Annotated in this window: 17 protein-coding genes; 9 read left to right on the top strand and 8 right to left on the bottom strand. The window is 62.8% G+C overall.

Annotated features, from left to right (window positions below; genetic code table 11):
• Positions 1 to 102: 102 nt before the first annotated feature.
• The 4 genes from recJ to BM229_RS05845 form a co-directional block, all read right to left on the bottom strand.
• Positions 103 to 1,842 carry a single-stranded-DNA-specific exonuclease RecJ gene (recJ, locus tag BM229_RS05860; RefSeq protein WP_093926692.1) on the bottom strand — a complete coding sequence of 580 codons (1,740 nt, stop codon included), beginning with the start codon at positions 1,840 to 1,842 and terminating at the stop codon, positions 103 to 105.
• 52 nt (positions 1,843 to 1,894) lie between these two features.
• Positions 1,895 to 2,857, bottom strand: coding sequence for a class II fructose-bisphosphatase (glpX, locus tag BM229_RS05855; protein WP_093926691.1), 963 nt, complete (start codon positions 2,855 to 2,857; stop codon positions 1,895 to 1,897).
• A 303-nt stretch (positions 2,858 to 3,160) separates the two neighbouring features.
• A complete protein-coding gene (locus tag BM229_RS05850; protein ID WP_093926690.1) occupies positions 3,161 to 4,447 on the bottom strand; it encodes a homoserine dehydrogenase in 1,287 nt (428 codons plus the stop codon).
• A gap of 116 nt (positions 4,448 to 4,563) precedes the next feature.
• A complete protein-coding gene (locus BM229_RS05845; RefSeq protein ID WP_208604027.1) occupies positions 4,564 to 4,932 on the bottom strand; it encodes a hypothetical protein in 369 nt (122 codons plus the stop codon).
• Positions 4,933 to 5,007: 75 nt separating this feature from the next.
• On the opposite strand from BM229_RS05845, the gene BM229_RS05840 reads away from it, so the two are divergent.
• Positions 5,008 to 5,592: a TetR/AcrR family transcriptional regulator gene (locus BM229_RS05840; protein ID WP_093926689.1), complete on the top strand. Its 585-nt coding sequence runs from the start codon at positions 5,008 to 5,010 to the stop codon at positions 5,590 to 5,592.
• Between the two features lie 19 nt (positions 5,593 to 5,611).
• Here the strand turns inward: BM229_RS05840 and BM229_RS05835 are convergent, their stop codons facing one another.
• Entirely contained in the window at positions 5,612 to 6,523 is a 912-nt protein-coding gene (locus BM229_RS05835) for a pirin family protein (RefSeq protein ID WP_093926688.1), read from the bottom strand.
• A gap of 94 nt (positions 6,524 to 6,617) precedes the next feature.
• Positions 6,618 to 7,991 carry an L-serine ammonia-lyase gene (locus BM229_RS05830; protein WP_093926687.1) on the bottom strand — a complete coding sequence of 458 codons (1,374 nt, stop codon included), beginning with the start codon at positions 7,989 to 7,991 and terminating at the stop codon, positions 6,618 to 6,620.
• 253 nt (positions 7,992 to 8,244) lie between these two features.
• On the opposite strand from BM229_RS05830, the gene rpiA reads away from it, so the two are divergent.
• From rpiA to BM229_RS05800, 6 genes are all read left to right on the top strand, one after another.
• Positions 8,245 to 9,033 carry a ribose-5-phosphate isomerase RpiA gene (rpiA, locus tag BM229_RS05825; protein ID WP_093926686.1) on the top strand — a complete coding sequence of 263 codons (789 nt, stop codon included), beginning with the start codon at positions 8,245 to 8,247 and terminating at the stop codon, positions 9,031 to 9,033.
• Positions 9,034 to 9,123: 90 nt separating this feature from the next.
• Positions 9,124 to 10,503: a glutathione-disulfide reductase gene (gorA, locus tag BM229_RS05820; protein ID WP_093926685.1), complete on the top strand. Its 1,380-nt coding sequence runs from the start codon at positions 9,124 to 9,126 to the stop codon at positions 10,501 to 10,503.
• A 68-nt stretch (positions 10,504 to 10,571) separates the two neighbouring features.
• Positions 10,572 to 11,795 (top strand): FtsH protease activity modulator HflK, encoded by a 1,224-nt coding sequence (hflK, locus tag BM229_RS05815; RefSeq protein WP_208604026.1) that lies wholly within the window; start codon positions 10,572 to 10,574, stop codon positions 11,793 to 11,795.
• Positions 11,795 to 12,694: a protease modulator HflC gene (hflC, locus tag BM229_RS05810; RefSeq protein WP_093926684.1), complete on the top strand. Its 900-nt coding sequence runs from the start codon at positions 11,795 to 11,797 to the stop codon at positions 12,692 to 12,694. Before hflK ends, hflC begins: the two co-directional genes overlap by 1 nt.
• Positions 12,691 to 12,885, top strand: a complete 195-nt coding sequence (locus BM229_RS05805) for a DUF2065 domain-containing protein (protein ID WP_093926683.1) — start codon at positions 12,691 to 12,693, stop codon at positions 12,883 to 12,885. Before hflC ends, BM229_RS05805 begins: the two co-directional genes overlap by 4 nt.
• Positions 12,886 to 13,080: 195 nt before the next feature.
• The gene (locus BM229_RS05800; RefSeq protein WP_093926682.1) at positions 13,081 to 14,568 is read left to right on the top strand and encodes a DegQ family serine endoprotease; all 1,488 of its coding nucleotides are present in this window, start codon (positions 13,081 to 13,083) and stop codon (positions 14,566 to 14,568) included.
• Positions 14,569 to 14,624: 56 nt separating this feature from the next.
• Here BM229_RS05800 and BM229_RS05795 read toward each other — a convergent pair whose 3' ends face one another.
• Positions 14,625 to 15,176: a peptidoglycan-binding domain-containing protein gene (locus tag BM229_RS05795; protein ID WP_093926681.1), complete on the bottom strand. Its 552-nt coding sequence runs from the start codon at positions 15,174 to 15,176 to the stop codon at positions 14,625 to 14,627.
• A gap of 166 nt (positions 15,177 to 15,342) precedes the next feature.
• On the opposite strand from BM229_RS05795, the gene BM229_RS05790 reads away from it, so the two are divergent.
• Positions 15,343 to 15,666, top strand: a complete 324-nt coding sequence (locus BM229_RS05790) for a 2Fe-2S iron-sulfur cluster-binding protein (protein ID WP_067625538.1) — start codon at positions 15,343 to 15,345, stop codon at positions 15,664 to 15,666.
• Entirely contained in the window at positions 15,666 to 16,361 is a 696-nt protein-coding gene (locus BM229_RS05785) for an FG-GAP repeat domain-containing protein (protein ID WP_093926680.1), read from the top strand. The genes BM229_RS05790 and BM229_RS05785 overlap by 1 nt, the downstream gene beginning before the upstream one ends.
• A gap of 30 nt (positions 16,362 to 16,391) precedes the next feature.
• Here the strand turns inward: BM229_RS05785 and purD are convergent, their stop codons facing one another.
• The gene (purD, locus tag BM229_RS05780) at positions 16,392 to 17,657 is read right to left on the bottom strand and encodes a phosphoribosylamine--glycine ligase (protein WP_093926679.1); all 1,266 of its coding nucleotides are present in this window, start codon (positions 17,655 to 17,657) and stop codon (positions 16,392 to 16,394) included.
• Between the last annotated feature and the right edge of the window lie 34 nt (positions 17,658 to 17,691).

Raw genomic sequence — 17,691 nt, 5'->3', positions numbered from 1 at the left:
CAGTGCAGCGTTTCGTGTGTGCTGCTCTGTCTGTGAGCGGACGTTTAAGTAATCCTGCGGAGGGCTGCAAGCAGAAAAATGAACTTTTTCTAGAAAAAGTTTTCAGGCCCGCGCGGCGTCCTCCAAACGCAGTTGAACGCTGCGCCGACCGCGGAAATTATTGATGTCGAGACGCCCTGCGAGGTGGAAGCGCGCGCCGCCGTGGTTTTCAAGCGCGGGGCCGAGGGGGCCGTCGTAGGCACCAAAGGAAATGGCCTCTAGGTTCGCGCCCAGACCGTCGCCGAAACTTACTTTGAGGTGGTTCTCACCCACGCGTTTGGCAAAGCGGATTTGCATATCGGCGAAGGCATAGCGCGGGGCAGGGGCGCCCGCGCCGAAGGGGCCGGCCTGATCGACCATTTCGGCCAGTTCCACCGTGGCCGCGCCGGGCATCATCATGCCGCAGAGGTTCAGGTCAGCAGGTCCGGCCAGATGCGCGCCCTGTTTGGTGAGCAATTCGCCAAGCCGTTCCATCGCCGCGTCGATCTTGTCTTCTGCCACCGTCAGGCCCGCTGCCATCTTGTGACCGCCGCCCTTGATCAGCAGCCCTTCGGCAGCAAGGCGCTGGATCGGCGCGCCGAGGTCGATACCACTGATCGAGCGGCCAGAGCCTTTGCCTATGCCGTCTTCTACGCCGATGACGATGGAGGGGCGGTTGGCGGCTTCCTTCAGGCGTGAGGCGACGATGCCCACCACGCCGGGGTGCCAGCCGGGGCCAGCGGCCCATGCCAGCGGCCCGTCAAAGCCGCGTTCTTCGGCCTGTGCCATGGCGCTGGCGCGCACGGCGGCCTCGACCTCGCGGCGGTCGGTGTTGAGCTGGTCGAGGCGTTCGGCGAGGGCCGCGGCCTCATGCGGGTCAGCGGTGGCCAAAAGCCGTGCGCCAAGGTCGGCCTGCCCGATGCGCCCGCCCGCGTTAATGCGGGGGCCAAGCAGAAAACCGAGGTGATAGGCCGTGGGGGCCGTGTCCATCCGCGCCACATCGGCAAGGGCGGCCAGACCGGGGCGCGCGCGGCGGGCCATGACTTTGAGACCCTGACGCACAAAGGCGCGGTTGACGCCGATCAGCGGGGCCACATCGGCCACGGTGGCCAGCCCCACGAGGTCCAGCATCCCCATGAGATCCGGCCCCTTCTGGCCCGCCTCACGCAGCTGGCGGCCTGCTTCGACGAGCATCAGGAATACCACCGCAGCGGCGCAGAGATGCGCCAGCGTGCCGTCTTCGTCCTGTCTGTTGGGGTTCACCACAGCCAGCGCATCCGGCAGCGTTTCGCCGCCCAAGTGGTGATCGAGCACGATGACATCTGCGCCCTTGGCCGCCGCGATTGGTCCGTGAGACAGCGTGCCGCAGTCGACGCAGACGATCAGATCATGCTCGGCGGCGAGGGCCGACATCGCCTCGTCATTGGGGCCATAGCCTTCGTCGATACGGTCAGGGATATAGAGCGTCGCGCGGTGGCCCATATCGCGCAGCCAGACCAGCAGCAGCGCCGCGGAAGAGCCGCCATCCACGTCGTAGTCCGCGAAAATCGCGATGCGTTCACGTTTTTGCAGGGCCGATAGAAACCGCGTCGCCGCGGCCTCCATATCGCGCAGGCTGCGTGGGTCGGGCAGCAGGTCGCGCAGGGCGGGGGCCAGAAAGCCCGCCGCCTCGGTGTCGACCACGCCGCGGCGCGCCAGCACTTGGCACACCGGGTCGGGCAGGCCCGCACGCTGCACCAGCAGTTCCGCCGCGCGAGTCAGTTCCACGTCAGGGCCGATCCAGCGCCGCCCGGTCAAAGATGTTTCGACACCGAGAAAGCTCATGCGGACCTCATCTGGCCGTTATGGAAGGGGGTGGGGAGGGCCAGTCTGGCCCTCACTCCGCCGGGGTGCGGTAGTTGATGCGACGGACCGAACCGGTGCGCGAGCGCATGATCAGCGTCTCGGTGGTCAGCCAACCCGGCTCACGTTTCACGCCCGGCAGGATGTTGCCACCGGTGACGCCGGTGGCGGCAAAGATCACGTCTTGGGTGACCATCTCGTCGCGCGAATAGATGCGGTCAAATTCGGTGATCCCGGCTTTGGCGGCGCGGCCCTTTTCGTCGTCGTTGCGGAACAACAGGCGGCCATACATCTGCCCGCCCATGCACTTCAACGCCGCGGCGGCCAGCACGCCTTCGGGCGCGCCGCCTTGGCCCATATACATGTCGATGCCGGTTTCGGGGTCAGCGCAGTGCATCACGCCAGCCACGTCGCCGTCGGTGATCAGGCGGATGGCCGCGCCGGTGGCGCGAACCTCGGCGATCATGTCGGCGTGGCGGGGGCGCTCGAGAATGCAGACGGTGATGTCGGACGCCGCGCAGCCCTTGGCGCGGGCCAGTGCTTCGACCCGGTCACCGGGGCTCATGTCGAGGGTGACCACGTCCGTCTCGAAACCCGGACCGATGGCGAGTTTGTCCATATAGGTGTCGGGCGCGTGCAACATGGAGCCGCGCGGTCCCATGGCGATCACGGTCAGCGCGTTGGGCATGTCTTTGGCGGTCAGGGTGGTGCCTTCGAGCGGGTCAAGCGCGATGTCCACGCCGGGGCCATTGCCGGTGCCGACCTCTTCGCCGATGTAAAGCATCGGGGCTTCGTCCCGCTCACCTTCGCCGATGACCACGACGCCCGCGATATCGAGCATGTTGAGCTGTTCGCGCATGGCGTTGACGGCAGCTTGGTCGGCGGCCTTCTCGTCACCCTTGCCGATCAGCTTGGCCGAGGCCAACGCGGCGGCTTCGGAAACGCGGGCGAGGCCCAGAGAGAGCATGCGGTCTTGGAATTCGGCAGAAGCGGTCATGGAGTGTCCTTGGGTGCAATGTGTTTTCTGTCCTGTACCCTTGCGCGGGCCTCGGGGCAAGTTTTGGGTTGGGCGCAGGTAGCACTTGGCCGGGAACCAAGCCGCAGGCGCCGGGTCGTCACGCGAAAGCCGTGCCGTATTACAAGGGCGCACCTTTGGCGCGACCGGGTAGGCGATTTGGTGATGCTAGGCGCACCTTGGTGATGCTAGGCGCACCCGCGAAACGCACATCACGGGCACACTATAAAGTGGCACGAAGCACCGTCTCATCGCCGACCCGCGGGCAGGCGATGGCCCACAGCCTCAGACCTCTTCGATCCGCAGAGCCACCGGTTCGCCCGCCAGCACGCCGGTCTTGTCCATATTCGCCAGCGCCTCAACCAGCGCATCCCGGCTGGTTTTATGCGTCACAATCAGCACGGGGGCAGAGGTATCGGCGTGCTCATACTGCCGCATCCGGTAGATGCTGACACCTGCTTCGCCCAGCACTGTCGCGATCTTCGCCAGTGCACCGGGTTTGTCGACGAGCGCCATGCGCAGATAATAGGGGGCAGGGCGCTGGCTGCTGGCGGGGGTGGTTTGCTCTAACGTCTCGGCAGGCTGGCCAAAGACCGGCCCGCGCAACCCGCGTGCGATGTCGCAGACATCAGCCATCACCGCGCTCGCCGTCGGACCTTCGCCCGCACCGGCACCGCGCAGCACGATCTGACCCACCGCGTCGCCTTCGATCACCACCATATTGGTGCCGCCGTCCAGCTGACCCAAGGGCGACGTCTGCGGCACGAGGCAGGGCATCATCCGCTGCTCCAGCCCGCGGCCGGTTTTCTGGGTCACGCCCAGCAGTTTGATCTTATAGCCCATGTCGGCGGCGGCGCGGATGTCTTCGATGGCGACCCGCTCGATCCCCTCAAGCTGGATGCCGTCAAAGTCGATCTTGGTGCCGAAGGCGATGGAGGACAGGATCGCCAGCTTATGCGCCGCGTCGATGCCGCCCACGTCCAATTGCGGATCAGCCTCGAGATAGCCCAGCCCATCGGCCTCGGCGAAAATCTCTTGATAGGTTTTGCCCGAGTCTTCCATCCGCGTGAGGATGTAATTGCACGAGCCGTTCATCACCCCCATGATCCGGGTGATCTCATTGCCAGCAAGCCCTTCCATCAGCGTCTTGATGACCGGGATGCCGCCCGCCACAGCGGCCTCATAGCGCAAAGCCACGCCTGTGCCTTCGGCCTGTTCGGCCAGCGCTTGGCCGTGCATTGCCAGCATGGCCTTGTTCGCGGTGACCACGTGTTTGCCCGCCGCCAGTGCGGCTTCGGTCGCGGCTTTGGCCGGGCCGTCCGCGCCGCCCATCAGTTCGACGAAAACATCGACATCATCGCGGGTTGCCAGTTTGACGGGATCGTCTTCCCAGTCATAAGACGCAAGCGACAGCCCGCGATCCTTGTTGCGGGTGCGGGCCGAGACCGCAGAAACCGTCATCGCGCAGCCGGTGCGGGCCTCTAACAGTGCGGCCTGCTGGCGCAGAATGCGCAGCACACCCACGCCCACAGTTCCCAATCCGGCAATCCCGAGGCGAAGCGGCTTAGACATGGCGGTGGTCCTTCTGGTCTGATCCGAGAGGCCCGACAGGCTGGGCCGGGCTTTGCCGCGATGTAGCGGGTTCAGCGCCCGCGTGCAACGCGCATACGCTTTTGTAGGCTGGGGATTTATTCGACGTCTTCACCGGATTCGGCGGCCTGACGCGTGCGCTTTAACTCAGTCGCCCGTGCGCGCAGCCGTGCCACCCGCGCGGCGGTCGCGGCATCGGCGCTGTTGCTGCCGATCCGCCCGGCGCGGGCGTCCAGTTGGGCGGCACGTCCGCTCAGCTCTGCCTCGGTTCGAACAGGATCGATCCGGCCAGCGGTGGCCTGCGCCAAAAGCGGGTCGATCGGTACAATATCGGGAAAGGACGCGGCCTCAAGCTCAGGGGTGATCGTGCGATCAAGCGCGGGAAACTGCGTGCAGCCCGCAATCAGCGAGACGCCCAGAAACAGGGCGGTGATCGAGAGGGGGCGGGGCGTGCGCATGAGGGTCATGCCTCGTTCTGCCCCAGCCACGATCTTCGCGCAAGCGGGGTTTGCTTTTGAACGCTTGTTCATTAAATTACCGCCATGGCAAGAACCACAGGCTCCCACTCCGATATCACCGGCCCGCGTGTCCGCGCGGCAGCGTTGCGACTTTTCGCACGGGGCGGCTATGCTGCCGTGTCAATGCGCGCCATCGCCGCCGAAGTCGGCGTGCAGGCCGGGGCGCTCTATAATTACACGCCTGATAAACAAAGCCTGCTGTTTGACCTGATGCAGGCGCATATGACCGACCTGCTGGCCGAGACGCCCCATGACCCCAGCCGCCCCGCCATGCAGCAGTTGCAGGATTTTGTGGCCTTTCACATCCGATTCCACGCGGATCGGCCTGATGAGGTTTTCATCGCCTATATGGAGTTGCGCAATCTGACGGAGGAGAATTTCGCCGTGATTGAGCGTCTGCGCCGTGACTATGAGGACCGGTTGGAATCAATCCTTCGCGCCGGAGTGGCCAGCGGCGATTTCGCCGTCGCCGATACCAAGATCGTTACGCTGGCGATCATCGCAATGCTGACGGGGGTGAATACATGGTACCGCGCGGGCGGACGGCTGTCGCTGGACGAGGTCGTAGCACAATATTGGGACATGGTGCGCAAGGCCGTGACCGCCTGAGCGGCCACGGCCCTTTCGTTCAATGTGCAGGGCGGATGAACGTCCCGTTGTTCAGATCGCGCATCGCCTGCTGTATCTCGGCGCGGGTGTTCATCACGATCGGCCCGTGCCACGCCACCGGCTCTTCAATCGGCGCGCCCGAGATCAAGAGGAAACGCACACCTTCCGGCCCGGCCTGAACCGTCACCTCGTCGCCGGTGCCGAAACGGATCAGCGTCCGGTCGCCTGACATGTCGCGGATGTTGACCTCTTCGCCGCCGACTTCTTTTTCCAGCAGCACACTCGAGGGGGCGGAGGCATCCGCGAACGCACCCGCGCCTTGGAAGACATACGCAAAGGCCCGGCGGTAGGTGTCGATCTTAAAGGTCTTTCTGACCCCCGCTGGCACGAACACATCCAAATACTGCGGATCGGCGGCGATGCCATCGACGGGGCCGCGTTTGCCCCAGAACTCGCCGGTGATGATCTTGACCCGCGTGCCGTCGTCATCAATCACCACAGGAATGTCGGCGGATTTCATATCCTGATAACGCGGCGCGGTCATCTTCTGGGCTGACGGCAGGTTTCCCCAAAGCTGGAAGCCGTGCATCTGCCCCTTGTCGTTCCCGCGCGGCATTTCTTGGTGCAAGATGCCCGAGCCTGCGGTCATCCACTGCACGTCGCCCGCGTTCAGATCGCCGGTGTTGCCCAGCGAATCCGCGTGTTCTACGGTGCCTTCGAGCACATAGGTGATAGTCTCGATCCCGCGGTGGGGGTGCCAAGGGAAGCCTTTCTCAAAGTCTTCGGAGCGGTCGTTGCGGAAGTCGTCGAACAGCAGGAAGGGGTCCAGTTCCGACGGGTCGTGGAAGCCGAAAGCGCGGTGCAGTTTCACCCCGGCGCCTTCCATCGTGGGCGTGGCGCGGCGGGTTTCCAATGTGGGTCTGAGGGACATGATGCTCTCCTTTGCAGTTGCTTAGAAGATAGGCGGCTGCGGTCACCTCAACAATTGGCCCCGGCGAACGGGCCCTGTGCAAATTTGCGCAGCTTCAGCAATTTGGCACGTTCACCGCCAGCCCGCCGAGCGAGGTTTCCTTGTACTTTTCGCTCATATCCGCACCGGTTTGGCGCATGGTCTCAATACAGGCGTCCAGCGGCACCAGATGCGTGCCGTCGCCGCGCAGCGCCAGAGAGGCCGCCGACACCGCCTTGATCGCGCCCAGCCCGTTACGCTCGATACAAGGCACCTGCACCAGCCCTTTGACCGGGTCGCAGGTCATGCCGAGGTGGTGCTCCAAGGCGATCTCGGCGGCGTTTTCAATCTGCTGCGGTGTGCCGCCCATCACGGCGCAGAGCCCGGCGGCGGACATGGCGGCGGCGCTGCCGACTTCGGCCTGACAGCCCGCTTCTGCGCCTGAGATTGAGGCGTTGTATTTCACCAGCCCGCCAATCGCGGCGGCGGTGAGCAGGAAGTCTTCGATATGCGCCTCTGACGCGCCGGGCACGTGGTCGAGGTAATAGCGCAGGGTGGCGGGCATCACGCCTGCCGCGCCGTTCGTGGGCGCAGTGACGACCTGACCGCCAGCCGCATTCTCCTCGTTCACCGCCATGGCATAGACGCTCATCCAGTCGTTGATCGTATGCGGCGCGGATTGGTTCTGCCCACGCTCGGCGATCAGCGCGTCGTAGATGCCCTTGGCGCGGCGTTTCACCTGAAGACCACCGGGCAGGGTGCCATCGGTCGTCAGCCCGCGGTCGATACAATCGCGCATCACCTGCCAGAGCCGTTTGCTGCCTTCGCGCAGGTTCTCGGCCCCGCCACGCGCCTCTTCGTTGGCGCGTTTCATACCTGCGATGGTCTTGCCGGATTTCGCTGACATCTCAAGCATTTCCGCGGCGGACTTGAACGGGAAGGGCACCGGCGCGCCCTCATCCGTGTCCTTGCCCGCGGCCAGTTCCTTTTCGGTCATCACGAAGCCGCCGCCGATGGAGTAATAGGTCTCGCGCAAGGCAACGTCGCCTTGGGCATCGGTGGCCATCAGCATCATGCCGTTGGCATGGCCTGTAAGCTTGGTGTCGTAGTCGAAGATCATGTCGCGCTCAGGATCGAAGCGCAGTTCGGGCAGGCCGTCGACGCTGATACGCCGGGTCTGTTTGATCTCTTCCAACACCTTCTCGGCGGCTTCGGCGTCATAGTCCTCGGGCGTGAACCCGGCGAGGCCGAGGATCGTGGCGCGGTCGGTGGCATGGCCCACCCCGGTAAAGGCGAGACTGCCATGCAACGAGGCGCGCAGCCCGGCGAATTGGAAGGGCGATGCGCGCATCTGGTCCAGGAAACGCCCCGCCGCCACCATCGGCCCCATGGTATGCGAAGACGAAGGGCCGATGCCCACTTTGAACATGTCGAATACGGAAAGAAACATCAGGTGGCGGACCCTTTTATGGTTGCGGGTGTCGGGGCGCGGTGAGACGGGTATCGCCCAGACCTTTGGCGCAATGCAAGCGGTGTGGGCCGAGCCAACCATTTCCTGCCGCCGCTTGGCACGCTGAAAGCGACAGGGCGCGCGCTCTGGCCGTCCTGTGGCATTGCCGTGCGTCCAAAAACCGCTGACTTGCCCCTCGCACCCTATGCCAATTCGCCCTATAACGCGGCAAACGCCTCTAGGGAGCTGCCCGATGTCCGGAGAACTATCACCTATCGACAAGGCCAAATTTGTGGCTGCGAAACGGGCGTGCGATTTTGTGGAAGATGGAATGCGTGTCGGGCTTGGCACAGGATCGACCGCCGCGTGGCTGGTGCGCTGTCTGGGCGAGATGGTGCGCGACGATGGGCTGCGTATCAAAGGCGTGCCGACCTCCTCGCGCACGGCGCAACTGGCGCGGGATGTGGGGATCGAGGTGATCTCGCTCGACGAGGCGAAATGGCTCGACCTGACGATTGACGGGGCGGATGAATTCGACGGCGACCTGAACCTCATTAAAGGCGGTGGTGGTGCGCTGTTGCAAGAAAAGATCGTCGCCACGGCAAGTGACCAGATGGTGGTGATCGCCGATGTCGGCAAAGAGGTGCAGCATCTCGGTGGCTTCCCCCTGCCCATCGAAGTGATTCCCTTTGGCTGGCAAACCACGCAGGCGCTGGTCGAAGAGACGCTGATCTCGATGGATGTGCTTGGCCGCAACTCGACCCTGCGGATGAACGGCGAGGTGCCTTTCATCACCGACGAGGGGAACTATATCCTAGACCTGCGGCTGGGGCGCATCGGCAACGCGCGGCAATTGGCGCTGGTGCTGAACCAAATGCCCGGCGTGGTGGAAAACGGCCTGTTCATCGATATCTGTGACGCGGTTGTGATCGGCTACGGGGATGGCAGGGTTGAGGTGCGCGACATAAATGAAGGCACTGTGGCGACCGATCGGCTGGAATTTGTCGAGACCGACAACCTGTTTTCCGACCTGAGCGATTAGCGCCCACAAAGCGAGACACGCGCGATCCCGCGCAGCACCAGAATATGCGCGATCCCGCGCAAGACCAAAAACGACTAAGAGAGGCGCCAAATGGCCAAGAATGAATTCGACTACGACCTGTTTGTCATCGGTGGCGGCTCGGGCGGTGTGCGCGCGGCGCGCGTCGCGGCGGGCGAGCATGACGCCAAGGTCGGACTGGCCGAGGAAGACCGCTATGGCGGGACCTGTGTGATCCGGGGCTGCGTGCCTAAGAAGCTGATGGTCTTCGCCTCGGGCTATGCCGATGTGGTGGATGAGGCGAAATGCTTTGGCTGGGATCTCAAGGCTGGGCCCTTCGATTGGCATGACTTCAAAAGCCGCCTGAACACAGAGTTGGACCGCCTCGAAGGCGTCTATCGCAAGCTTCTGAAGAACTCCGGCGTCGACACATTCGACGCCCGCGCGCGGATCAAAGACGCCCATACCGTCGCCCTTTCCGATGGGACCGAGAAGACCGCCAAACACATCCTCATCGCCAGCGGTGGTCGCCCCGTGCGCCCCGAGATCGAGAATGCGGAACTGGGTCTGGTCTCTGACGATCTGTTCCATCTGGAGAAACTGCCCAAGTCGATCCTGATCATCGGCGGCGGTTACATCGCTTGTGAATTTGCCTGTATCCTAAACGGTTTGGGTGTCGAGGTGACGCAATACTACCGTGGCGCGCAGATCCTGCGCGGCTTTGACGACGAAGCCCGCGGCATGGTGGCCGAGATGATGCAGGAAAAGGGGATCGACCTGCATCTTGGCACCAACATCCTTGAGATGACGCCCAGCCACGAAGACGGCAGCGGCCCAATGAAGGTCAAGCCGACCAACGGCACCGAAAAGATGTTCGACCAAGTGCTCTTTGCCACGGGCCGTCGCCCGAACAGCGACGACATGGGGCTGGAAGAACTGGGCGTAAAACTGGGCCGCAGCGGTGCGATCGAAGTGGACGAATACAGCCAGACGGCTGTGCCTTCGATCTATGCAATTGGTGATGTGACAAACCGGATTAACCTGACGCCTGTGGCGATCCGCGAAGGGATGGCCTTTGTCGAAACGGTCTTTGGCGGTAAGCCGACGCCGGTCGATCATGATCTGGTGCCCTCGGCAATCTTCACCCAGCCCGAAATGGGCACCGTGGGGCTAAGCGAAGAAGCCGCGCGGGAGGCAGGGCCGATCGAGGTCTATGCGACTTCCTTCAAACCGATGCAGGGGGCCTTTGCGGGCAAGGCGGACCGAGTGCTGATGAAACTGATCGTTTGCGCTGATACACGGGTTGTGTTGGGTTGTCATATCGTCGCACCCAATGCGGGTGAATTGATCCAAATGGTCGGCATCGCAGTCAAGATGGGCGCTACGAAAGAGCAGTTCGACGCCACCTGCGCGGTGCACCCGACCATGTCGGAAGAACTGGTTACCATGCGTAATCCAACCCGCACGGCTTGAATATCACGCGAAAGCGTACAATTTTTAGAACGATAGGCCGCATGGGCGGCCAAGAGGGGAACATAACAATGGCAGGAAATTCGCAAGGCCCTTGGGGGGGCGGCGGAGGCGGCAACCGGGGCAACGGCGGAGACCGTGATACCGGTGGAGACCGCAGCAACGGGGGACGCAAAGACGGTCCACGCGGGCAGGGCGGCGACCGCCCCCAAATGCCCGAGATCGACGATTTGGTGCGTAAGGGCCAAGAGCAGTTGCGCGTTTTGATGGGTGGCCGTGGTGGTGACCGGGGCAATGGCACCGGCGGCGGCGGTCGCGGTTCTGGCGGGCCGGGCGTGACACGCTCGACCCTGGGCATCGCGCTCTTGGCCGGGGTGGCGCTCTGGGGTTTCGCCAGCTTTTATACCGTGCGGCCTGAACAGCAGTCGATCGAACTGTTCTTGGGCGAATTTTCCGGCATTGGCACCGAGGGTCTGAACTTTGCCCCATGGCCGCTGGTTACCGCAGAGGTTTTTGACGTCACCACCAACCGCACTGAAGAACTTGGCGTGCGGCGCGGGGGCGGCGGCAACGAAGGTTTGATGCTGACCACGGATGAAAACATCGTCGATATCGACTTTCAGGTGGTCTGGAACATTAAGAACGCGCGCGATTTCAAATTCTCGCTGCGCGACCCCGAAGCCTCCGTTCGTGCGATTTCCGAATCTGCCATGCGCGAAGTCATCGCCCAATCCGAACTGGCTCCGATCCTGAACCGGGATCGTGGTGCGGTGGCCGACCGGGTCAAAGAGTTGATCCAAACCACGCTTGATAACCGCAAAACCGGCATCAACGTGCTGCGTGTCAACGTGAACAAGGTCGATCCGCCCAGCCAGACTGTGCAGGTCACAGATGCCAACGGCAACACAACCACGCAGTCGGTTGTCGATGCTTTCCGTGACGTGCAGGCCGCCGAGCAGGAGCGCGACCGGGTGGAACGTCAGGCGGATGCCTATGCCAACCGCCGTACCGCTGAAGCACGCGGTGAATCGGCGCAACTTCTGGAAGCCGCCGAAGGTTACCGTGCCCGTGTAGTGAACGACGCCGTGGGTGAAGCCAGCCGTTTTGAAGCTGTGTTGGAAGAGTACCGCAACGCGCCCGAAGTAACGCGCAAGCGGCTGTATCTTGAGACCATGGAAAAGGTGCTGGGCGACGTGGATAAAATCATCCTCGAAAACGGCAGCGGTCAAGATGGCCAAGGCGTTGTTCCCTATCTGCCATTGAACGAGCTGCGGCGCAGCGGAGGGTCGAACTGATGCGTAAAACGAGCTTACTTATCCCCATCGTCGTCATTGCCATCGTTGGTATATTGGCCTCGGTTTTTGTGGTCGACGAGCGTGAAAAAGCGCTGGTTCTGCGCTTTGGTCAAATCAAACAGGTCCGCAACGAGCCGGGCATTGGTTTCAAGGTGCCTTTCTTGGACGAGGTTGTGCGCTACGAAGACCGCATTCTGTCGCTGGAAACGCCGGTGATCGAAGTCACCCCTGCCGATGACCGCCGTTTGGAAATCGACGCATTCGTCCTCTACCGGATCGACGATATGGTCCAGTACCGCCAAGCTTTGGGTGCGGGCGGAGAGCGTCAGGCCGAAAGCGAAATGGGCGGCATCATGGAAAGCCAAATCCGTGCCGTTCTGGGCTCGCAGGGTGTGACCTCCAACACGATCCTGTCCCCTGAGCGGTCCGACCTGATGGAGCAAATCCGTGTGCGTGCCGATGCCCGTGCACAGGCGCTTGGCCTCAAGGTCGTCGATGTGCGGCTGCGTCAAACCAACCTGCCTGAGCAGAACTTTGATGCGACGTTGCAGCGGATGATCGCCGAGCGTGAGCGTGAAGCCACCGACGAACGCGCCCGTGGCCGTGAAGCCGCGCAGCGTGTGACTGCCCTTGCAGACCGGACCTATGAAGAGATCCTCTCGGAGGCGCGCCGTGATGCGCGTATCATTGAAGGTGAGGCCGATGCCCAGCGAAACAACATCTTCGCACAGGCCTATGGCAAGGATCAGGAGTTCTTTGAATTCTACCGGTCGTTGACCGCCTATGAGCAGGCCTTGCAGGGCGATAACTCGACCATGGTGATGTCACCGGACAGCGAGTTCTTTAACTACCTGCGCTCTGATCAGGGCAGCCGCTCTGCCGAGGGCGAGCGCGAATGAGCCTTGTTTTACTGGCTCTCGGGTCGGTTCTGATATTCGAGGGGCTGGTGTACGCACTGGCCCCTTCGTTTTTGGAGCAGATGCTGGAGATGCTGCGCCGCATTCCTGAGGGAGCTTTGCGCCAAGTTGGCGCGCTGGCGGTCGTTGCGGGGCTGATGCTGGTCTGGCTGGCGTTCCAGCTTGGCGTTTAGGGGCGCTTGAAGGCGCCGAGCTACCGGGTGGTTTCCGCTTGAGCTTCTACAATGGTCACATGACGCTGCGCAAATTCGTCATGCGCCCGACAGTTGAAAACCCCGTGATCGGCCCCATCTTTGATGTTGCAGCGCGTCCGTTCGGAATGCACTCTGCCCACGTTGGCAACAACAGGAACAATCAGGAGACGATGAATGCAGGCCAAGGCGGTTTCCCTGTCCAAAACAGCACAAGACACCCAATGGATGCGAGCGATGGCAATGGGGGTGATGGCGCTGACCCTCTTGATCCTGCAAGCCAGCATGGCGCTGGCCAAACCCGAAAGCCTCGCCCCGCTCGCGGAAAAGATCAGCCCCTCGGTGGTGAATATCACCACGTCGACCACAGTTGAGGGCCGCACCGGGCCGCAGGGCATCGTTCCCGAAGGCTCTCCTTTCGAGGATTTCTTCCGCGAATTTCAGGACCGCAACAACGATGGCGAGGGTAACCGGCCGCGCCGTTCCTCGGCGCTTGGCTCGGGCTTTGTGATTTCTGAAGATGGCTATGTGGTGACCAACAACCACGTGATCGAGAGCGCCGATGAGATTACGATCGAATTTTTCTCGGGAGAGGAACTCGTCGCCGAGGTGATCGGCACCGATCCAAAGACCGACATTGCGCTGCTGAAGGTCGAAGCCAAACAGCCGCTGCCCTTCGTTTCTTTCGGGGACAGCAACGCTGCGCGTGTTGGCGATTGGGTCATCGCCATGGGCAATCCGCTGGGGCAGGGCTTTTCGGTCTCTGCGGGTATCGTCTCTGCGCGCAACCGGGCGCTGTCGGGCACCTATGACGATTACATCCAGACCGACGCCGCGATCAACCGGGGCAACTCCGGCGGGCCGTTGTTCAACATGGATGGCGAAGTGATTGGCGTGAACACCGCAATCCTGTCGCCCAATGGCGGCTCCATCGGCATCGGCTTTTCGATGGCCTCCAACGTGGTGACACGGGTGATCGATCAGTTGAAAGAGTTCGGCGAGACCCGCCGCGGTTGGCTGGGCGTGCGCATTCAGGACGTGACCGATGATGTGGCCGATGCCATGGGCCTCAAGAAAGCCGTGGGCGCATTGATCACCGACGTGCCGGAAGGTCCGGCGCGGGAAGCAGGCCTTAAAACCGGTGACGTTATCAAATCCTTCGACGGTGTCGAAGTTGTAGATACCCGTGGCTTGGTCCGTCAGGTGGGCAACAGCCCCGTCGGCGCGACCGTGCGTGTGACCGTGCTACGCGATGGCAAGACCCAGACCATTAAAGTGGTGCTGGGCCGCCGCGAAGATGCGGATGGCGCGGTTCCTGCGGCAATGGACGAAGATGCTGAGGATGGCACTGAAGCCGAGCCGCAGTCTACGATGTTGATGGGGCTGACCCTGACCCCACTCACGGATGCGCTGCGGGCCGAACTTGGTGCGGATGATGGCATGACCGGCCTTGCGGTCACGGATGTCGATCAGACTTCCGAAGCCTTTGAAAAAGGCCTGCGCATGGGCGACATCATCACCGAAGCTGGACAGGAAAAGGTGACAAACATCACCGATCTGGAAGCGCGTATTGAGGCGGCAAAAGATGCGGGGCGCAAGTCTCTGCTCTTGCTGGTGCGCCGTGGTGGTGATCCGCGCTTTGTGGCGCTGTCGCTGGCTGAGTGATCTGCTAAGGTAGAGGTTAATGAGGGCGCCTGCGGGCGCCCTTTTGCGTTTCGGGATCAGCCGCCTTGCCGGGGCACCGCCACCAACCCAAGCGCGCGGGCGGTGGTAAGTGATAGCACTTCACTGTTCGGCCCCTGCTGCGCCTGATAGCGCCGCACCGCTTGCCGCGTGGCGGCGTCCATCTCGCCCGTGATCGGCCCGCTGTAATAACCACGCGCCTGTAGTGCGCGTTGCAATGTGCTGTTGAACTCTACCGTGAGCACATCCGGGCAGGGGGTCTCAAACCAGTTGTCGACCCGCGCGCGTACAATCTCTTGCCGTGTCTCGGTTTTGTAGACCGGCGGCTTGGCAATGCTGCCATCGGGGTTCATCTTGGCGGGGGTGACTTCGACCTGTTCGGTCACCGTTTCAATTACCGCAGGGCTAACGGTGCGGCCCCAGCAACTGCCCTCAGCTGCGCCTGCGGGGCCGTTGCGCGTCGCCTCCAACACCCCCGGCTCCGGGCGCGGCGTGGCCGGGGTCGTGCTGTCACACCCCGCAATCCCGGCCACCGCCAAGAGCAGCGCCCCGCGCAGGGTGGCGGATCGGAATGTGATGGGTTGTTTCATGCCGGTTCTCTCGGGCTTGCCTGTCGTTCGCGGTGCAGACTAGCGGGATGCGCGGACCTTGCCCACCGCAATGTCACGCACTGCGTGACCTCACGAAAAGGGGGCTGGAACCGGCTGCCATAGCCCGCTAAACAAGGCCGAACTTTTAGGACGAAAGGGCATCATCATGGCCAAAATCACCTATGTCGAACATTCCGGCACCGAACATGTGGTCGAGGTGGCCAATGGTCTCACGGTCATGGAAGGCGCGCGGGACAATAACATTCCCGGTATCGAAGCCGACTGTGGCGGGGCCTGCGCTTGTTCCACCTGCCACGTCTATGTCGATCCGGCCTGGACAGAGAAACTGACCCCGATGGACGACATGGAAGAAGACATGCTCGACTTCGCGTTCGAGCCTGACCCTGCGCGCTCGCGTCTGACCTGCCAGATCAAGGTCACCGATGCGCTGGACGGTCTGCGTGTGCAGATGCCCGAAAAGCAAATCTGATGCGGGCGGTCGGCGCGGCACTACTGGCGCTGATCGCAACCAGCGCCGTGGCGGAGACGATCACCGCCGCGCGCTATATCCACCCGACCGGGCGCTACGCCCATGGCATTCTGGGCGATGCGCTGGAATGGGGCGGAGTGCAGATTTCCTTGGCAGACGGAAGCGCGCGGCGTTTCGTTCTGCCCCGTGACCATGTTTTCGAAGATATCGCCCCGCGGCTGGTCGATGTGACCGGCGACGGCGCGCCCGAAGTGCTGGTGATTGAGACCGACATGAACCGTGGTGCGGCGATGGCAATCTACGGCCCCGAGGGCAAGATTACTGAGACCCCACATATCGGCCAAAGCAACCGCTGGCTTGCCCCCATAGGTGCTGCTGATCTGGACGGCGACGGCGCGGTTGAGATCGCCTATGTCGACCGCCCGCATCTGGTGCGTGTGCTACGGGTCTGGCGTTTTGCGGATGGGGACCTGAGCGAAGTGGCTCAGATGTCGGGCCTGACCAATCATCGAATCGGGGAACCCTACATCTCGGGCGGCCTGCGCGACTGCGGTGCCGGGCCTGAGATGGTGCTGGCGGATGCCGATTGGCAGCGCGTGGTCGGGGTAACCCTGAAGGACGGGCAGCTTGCGCGGCGCGACATCGGCCCTTTCGCGGGGGCCGAGAGCTTCGCCAAGGCACTTGCCTGTGAGTGAGAGTGCTGGGTCGGCTGAAGCCGCCGCCTGTTAGCTCAGCGCGCGCCAGCCGATGTCGCGGCGGCAGAAGCCTTCTGGCCAATCGATCCCGTCGACCATCGCATAGGCACGCTGTTGTGCCTCGGCCAGCGTGGCGCCCCGCGCGGTGACGTTCAGCACGCGGCCGCCGTTGGCCAAGATTGCCCCGTCCTGTGCCACAGTGCCCGCGTGGAACACCATATTGGCGCTGTCTTCGGGCAGGTCTTTCAGCCCTTTGATCTCACTGCCCTTTTCATAGGCACCGGGATAGCCATTCGCCGCCATCACCACGGTCAGCGCGTGGTCTTCGGCCCAGTTGACCTGCATCTCGGCCAAAGACCCCTTGGCCGTTGCCTGCATCAGATCAAAAGCCTGCGCGCCAAGGCGCATCATCAGCACTTGGCATTCTGGGTCGCCAAAGCGCACGTTGTATTCCACCAAACGCGGCTGGCCGTCTTTGATCATCAAACCGGCATAGAGCACGCCCTGATACGGCATCCCGCGCTTGGCCATCTCGGCCATGCAGGGGCGGATGATCTCATCCAGCGCGCGTTCGGCGATTTCGTCGCTCAGCACCGGGGCGGGGGAATAGGCCCCCATGCCGCCGGTATTGGGGCCGCTGTCACCTTCGCCGACGCGCTTGTGGTCTTGGGCCGTGCCGATGGGCAGCACGGTCTCGCCGTCGCAGAGCACGAAGAAGGACGCCTCTTCGCCTTCCATGAATTCTTCGATCACGACCTCGGCGCCCGCGTCGCCAAAGGCACCGTCGAACATCTCATCCACAGCGGCCAAGGCTTCGGCGTCGGTCATGGCGATGATAACACCCTTGCCCGCTGCCAGACCGTCGGCCTTGATGACAATCGGCGCGCCCTGCTTTTCGACATAGGCGCGGGCGCTGACGGCATCGGTGAAATGGCCATAGGCCGCCGTGGGCGCATCGCAGGCGTCGCAGATTTCCTTGGTAAAGGCTTTGGAGGCTTCCAGCGCCGCCGCCGCTTTGGAGGGGCCGAAAACGTCGAAACCCGCCGCACGCAGATCGTCGCCTACACCTGCGGCGAGGGGCGCTTCGGGGCCGATGATGACGAAGTCGATGTTGTTCCCCTCGCAAAAGGTCACCACTGCTGCGCCATCCATGATGTCGAGCTTGGCGCATTGCGCAATGGCCGCGATGCCCGCATTGCCCGGTGCCACGATCAGCTTATCGCATTTGGGGTTCTGCATGACCGCCCAAGCAAGTGAATGTTCGCGGCCACCGCTGCCGAGGATCAGGATATTCATGCCGCGCACTCCCTTGGACTTCGTTGCTCCGCGT

It is taken from the genome of Sulfitobacter dubius, assembly GCF_900113435.1.
Taxonomy (GTDB): Bacteria; Pseudomonadota; Alphaproteobacteria; order Rhodobacterales; family Rhodobacteraceae; genus Sulfitobacter; species Sulfitobacter dubius.
The sequence above is the reverse complement of the archived record's forward strand: the minus strand, read 5'-3'. Positions and strand labels throughout refer to the sequence as shown.

Coding starts and splice junctions, on each gene's coding strand:
- recJ (WP_093926692.1), bottom strand. CDS start 1,842: ATGAGCTTTCTCGGTGTCGAAACATCTTTGACCGGGCGGCGCTGGATC.
- glpX (WP_093926691.1), bottom strand. CDS start 2,857: ATGACCGCTTCTGCCGAATTCCAAGACCGCATGCTCTCTCTGGGCCTC.
- BM229_RS05850 (WP_093926690.1), bottom strand. CDS start 4,447: ATGTCTAAGCCGCTTCGCCTCGGGATTGCCGGATTGGGAACTGTGGGC.
- BM229_RS05845 (WP_208604027.1), bottom strand. CDS start 4,932: ATGACCCTCATGCGCACGCCCCGCCCCCTCTCGATCACCGCCCTGTTT.
- BM229_RS05840 (WP_093926689.1), top strand. CDS start 5,008: ATGGCAAGAACCACAGGCTCCCACTCCGATATCACCGGCCCGCGTGTC.
- BM229_RS05835 (WP_093926688.1), bottom strand. CDS start 6,523: ATGTCCCTCAGACCCACATTGGAAACCCGCCGCGCCACGCCCACGATG.
- BM229_RS05830 (WP_093926687.1), bottom strand. CDS start 7,991: ATGTTTCTTTCCGTATTCGACATGTTCAAAGTGGGCATCGGCCCTTCG.
- rpiA (WP_093926686.1), top strand. CDS start 8,245: ATGTCCGGAGAACTATCACCTATCGACAAGGCCAAATTTGTGGCTGCG.
- gorA (WP_093926685.1), top strand. CDS start 9,124: ATGGCCAAGAATGAATTCGACTACGACCTGTTTGTCATCGGTGGCGGC.
- hflK (WP_208604026.1), top strand. CDS start 10,572: ATGGCAGGAAATTCGCAAGGCCCTTGGGGGGGCGGCGGAGGCGGCAAC.
- hflC (WP_093926684.1), top strand. CDS start 11,795: ATGCGTAAAACGAGCTTACTTATCCCCATCGTCGTCATTGCCATCGTT.
- BM229_RS05805 (WP_093926683.1), top strand. CDS start 12,691: ATGAGCCTTGTTTTACTGGCTCTCGGGTCGGTTCTGATATTCGAGGGG.
- BM229_RS05800 (WP_093926682.1), top strand. CDS start 13,081: ATGCAGGCCAAGGCGGTTTCCCTGTCCAAAACAGCACAAGACACCCAA.
- BM229_RS05795 (WP_093926681.1), bottom strand. CDS start 15,176: ATGAAACAACCCATCACATTCCGATCCGCCACCCTGCGCGGGGCGCTG.
- BM229_RS05790 (WP_067625538.1), top strand. CDS start 15,343: ATGGCCAAAATCACCTATGTCGAACATTCCGGCACCGAACATGTGGTC.
- BM229_RS05785 (WP_093926680.1), top strand. CDS start 15,666: ATGCGGGCGGTCGGCGCGGCACTACTGGCGCTGATCGCAACCAGCGCC.
- purD (WP_093926679.1), bottom strand. CDS start 17,657: ATGAATATCCTGATCCTCGGCAGCGGTGGCCGCGAACATTCACTTGCT.